Source organism: Polynucleobacter sp. 35-46-11 (genome assembly GCF_002281105.1).
Map to the genome: position 1 here is coordinate 1 of NZ_NCFJ01000244.1, position 3,719 is coordinate 3,719.

General features: G+C 45.6%; 5 protein-coding genes. All 5 read left to right on the forward strand.

What is annotated here, in order from left to right:
- On the forward strand, nucleotides 1-435 hold a 435-nt coding region (locus tag B7Y67_RS12750), incomplete at its 5' end, for a flagellar basal body rod C-terminal domain-containing protein (protein WP_293598972.1).
- 11 nt (nucleotides 436-446) lie between these two features.
- Nucleotides 447-1,316 carry a flagellin gene (locus B7Y67_RS12755; protein WP_293598973.1) on the forward strand — a complete coding sequence of 290 codons (870 nt, stop codon included), beginning with the start codon at nucleotides 447-449 and terminating at the stop codon, nucleotides 1,314-1,316.
- A gap of 18 nt (nucleotides 1,317-1,334) precedes the next feature.
- Entirely contained in the window at nucleotides 1,335-2,195 is an 861-nt protein-coding gene (motA, locus tag B7Y67_RS12760; RefSeq protein ID WP_293598974.1) for a flagellar motor stator protein MotA, read from the forward strand.
- Nucleotides 2,196-2,200: 5 nt separating this feature from the next.
- Nucleotides 2,201-3,232: a flagellar motor protein MotB gene (gene motB / locus B7Y67_RS12765; RefSeq protein ID WP_293598975.1), complete on the forward strand. Its 1,032-nt coding sequence runs from the start codon at nucleotides 2,201-2,203 to the stop codon at nucleotides 3,230-3,232.
- Between the two features lie 37 nt (nucleotides 3,233-3,269).
- Nucleotides 3,270-3,719 (forward strand): hypothetical protein (locus B7Y67_RS12770; protein ID WP_293598976.1); only part of this gene is annotated, 450 nt, incomplete at its 3' end.

The window sequence follows — 3,719 nt, forward strand, 5'->3', positions numbered from 1 at the left end:
ACTATTGCTACAGCTTTAGATGGCCTGAAAGTGAAGGTCAGCGGCATGAGCAATCCTTTGGTGAATTATGGTTTTAGTGCTGCTAACTTTATCTCTCTAGCGCCTACTAATTTTGCTAGTTACTACAATGGTAATACGCCACTCATTACTTCTGAGAAGGCGAATGCCACTCAACAGATGAGTGCCGTATTTGGTAGCTCAATCTCCAACTTAGTAAACGAAGTCGGCGTTCAAGTTGCAACCTGGAAGAATGGGCAAAAAGCTGATTCAGTTGTCCTAGCCAATCTAAAGGCGCAAAGAGATTCTGTATCCGGTGTGAACTTGGATGAAGAGGCTGCCAATTTATTGAAATACCAGCAGCTTTACACCGCCTCAACGAAAGTGCTACAGGCAGGCAATCAAATGTTCTCAACCCTTTTATCCATCATGAACTAAGGAGATAAGTCATGACAGTTCGATTTAGTTCAAATCAAGTTTTAGATTCTGGCGTACAGGGTATGGACAATGCTTTAGCTGATGCTATGACCTGGAATAGGAAGGTAACAACTGGCAAGCAGTATGCTCAGGCTTCGGACAACGCCTATGCGGTTTCTAGAGGTGTGCGCTTAGATTTTGATATTTCACGTCTAGATATGTTCAAGGCTAATCAAAACTTTGTAGCTAGCTCTCATGCCAATGCTCAAACGCAAATGGATAGCCTAGTGAATGAAATGAATAGCCTAAAGCAGCTATTTGTTCAGTCACAGAGCGGCGCTTTAAATCCAACGAATTACAAGGCCTTAAAAGTCCAGGCCGAGCAGATTTTGATTGCAATGAAACAGCAAATGACAGCTAAAGATGCTACTGGCAACCCGATTTTTGGGAATACCGTGAATCAAGTCCAGATTGAGCCTAATGTCATGGTTGAGTCTGGGGTCAAATTTACCGATGCATTTGGATCTGGCGGGGATTTGACCTACCCAGAAAATAGTGAGATGTACCTCAATATTCAGAAATTTGTCACTTATTTGGACGAAAAAGGCCAAAATACGGGCTTAACGACCCAAACAGCAGATCAGGTATCCGCGGGTCTAAATACCTCTTTTGATCAGTTAACAATGGCCGAGCAGCGTAGCGGTGGGATAGCTGCCCAGGTCGACAATGCCAAATCAGCCATGTCGGCTTTTGGGGTTCAAATGGCGGCCGCTCAGTCCGCACTTTTAGATACTGACATGGCAGCAGCCACTGCGTCTTATACTAGAGCCCAAACCTTGTTAAACGCTGCCCAGGCAATGTTTGCTAGACTGCAACAAAGTAACTTATTTTCAAAACTATAAAACTGAGTAAATAGAAGTATGAATATCCCAATTGGGTGGATTATTGCGATGGCTTGTGCCTTGGGGGGATATGCCCTCCATGGCGGTCATATTATGGTTCTGTGGCAACCAACAGAGGTTCTGACTATTGTTGGTGCGGCTGTAGGAACGATGATTGCCGCAAACACCCCAACCAATCTGAAGAAAATGTTCTCAGCCTTGGGAGGTGCTTTTAAGAACGCAAAGAATGTAAAGCAAAAGTCTTTAGATCTTTTGTGCTTGATGTTTGAGATTTTGCAAAAAATCAAACGTGATGGATTGATGTCGCTTGAGGGAGATATCGAGGAGCCGGAATCAAGCCCACTCTTTGAGAAATATCCCGAGATAATGAAAGATCATCACCTAGTTGATTTTATTACTGACTACTTACGAATGATGCTGGGCGGATCACTGGATGTGATCCAGATCGAAAGCTTGATGGAGCAAGAGCTTGAGGTGCACCATCATGAGGCTCACATACCAGTTAATGCAGTGACTAACGTAGGCGATGGCTTACCAGCGTTCGGTATTGTGGCGGCGGTTATGGGTGTTGTGCACACCATGGGCTCAATTGGTTTGCCTCCTGCTGAGTTAGGAAAGCTGATTGGTGCAGCTCTGGTGGGAACCTTCTTAGGTATTTTGTTGGCCTATGCATTCGTTTCGCCAGTAGCAAAAGTGCTAGAGCAAAAAGCAGAAGCCGATGGCCGTGCCTACATGGCTATCAAAGCAATTCTGATTGCCAGTTTGAATAATTTCCCTCCTGCAGCAGCTGTGGAGTTTGGCCGTAAAGTACTCTTTAGCTACCAGCGTCCATCGTTTGCTGAGCTTGATGAGGGTACCAAAGCAGTTAAAGGAAAATAAGCGGTATGGCTAAGAACGACGCGCCGATTATTGTCATCAAGCGCGTTAAGAAGGGCGGTCACGGACATCACGGTGGCGCTTGGAAAATTGCTTACGCTGACTTCGTAACGGCCATGATGGCCTTCTTCCTGTTGATGTGGGTCTTGGGGTCCACAACAGCAGGAGATCTCGCTGGTATTTCCTCTTATTTTCAAAATCCAATGAGGGTGTCGCTATCTGGTGGCCAAGGCTCCGGTGATGCTACGCGGATCATCAAGGGCGGTGGTGACAATATTACGAAAACAGTAGGTGAAGAGTCTCGTGCAGACGCCGATACTGAACAGCGTCGTATTAGTGATTCTTCTGTTACGGATGTTGAAAATGCCCGTAAAGATAAGACTAAGAATGAGCTTGTCAAAGAAGATATCCAGAAGAAAATTGACGCTGATCCAGAGCTAAAGAATTCCAAAGGTCAGGTATTTATGGATATCAATGCCGAAGGCTTGCGTATCCAGGTAGTGGATGAGAAGGGTAAGCCTTTATTTAGTAGTGGCGGTTCTGTTCCTAGCGTATCCGCAAGAAGGTTATTGCGCATCATTGGAAAATCCTTAAAAGAAACTCCTAATCCAATCCGTATTGAAGGCCATACCGACGCAGTGAAATACGGCAACGGTGAAACAGGTTACACAAACTGGGAGCTTTCTACAGAACGTGCCAACGTTGCCCGTCGGGAGTTGATCGCTGGTGGTTTGGATTCTAATCAGGTTGCTCAAGTGATTGGCTTTGCAAATACGGTCCCACTGAATCCCGAAGATCTGGCGGACCCATTGAACCGTCGTATTTCAATCACGGTATTAAACAAGAAGCCTAAACAGGAAACCAAGCCAGTTGTAAGGCCGGTTGAAAAAGTCCCTGATAGCTTGCCAAAGGGAGCTCAAGAGATCCCACCAAATTTGCGCGCTCCTGCCCAATTTCTGTCTAAAGACGCCGCTCCAAAATCCCTTCCAATGGAGATACCTCTTAAGGTAACCCCGTCTTCGGATAAGACAGCGAGGTAAGGCCTTGTTTAGAGCCTTCAGTCTAGCCTTTCTCCTTGTGGCCTCGATAGGCAGTGATGTATATGCATCAGATGCCAAAACCTCTGCTGTTGACACACCTTCAAAACCCCAAAAGTCAGCACAAGCTAATCCAGGTTCTGAGCCTTTTGTGGGCCCTGCAAGCGAGGCTAAAAAGTTATACAGAAAATATAAACGCGCCCATGACAAAACGGTAGTTGCAATTGCTTGTGTCCGTGATCCAAAGTGTATTGAGCCCGAGGATGAGGTCCTTCGTCATAGCAAAGCGGCTTTGAATATTTTGAATAAGTTGGATGCTCTAGCTGCAGAGGGTGATATTCAGGCGAATTACTATCGAGGTTTAATTGCCTATGAGCGTGGAAGATATTACGATGCCCAGGCAGAAATCATTACCCATCCAGACTTTATTTTGACGGCAACGGTATATCGCCGTTATGCCAAGGAGCAGTTTCTGATTGCGGAAAAATAC

Excerpts from the sequence above, each read along its gene's own strand:
- B7Y67_RS12755 (WP_293598973.1), top strand. The coding sequence starts at position 447 with ATGACAGTTCGATTTAGTTCAAATCAAGTTTTAGATTCTGGCGTACAG.
- motA (WP_293598974.1), top strand. The coding sequence starts at position 1,335 with ATGAATATCCCAATTGGGTGGATTATTGCGATGGCTTGTGCCTTGGGG.
- motB (WP_293598975.1), top strand. The coding sequence starts at position 2,201 with ATGGCTAAGAACGACGCGCCGATTATTGTCATCAAGCGCGTTAAGAAG.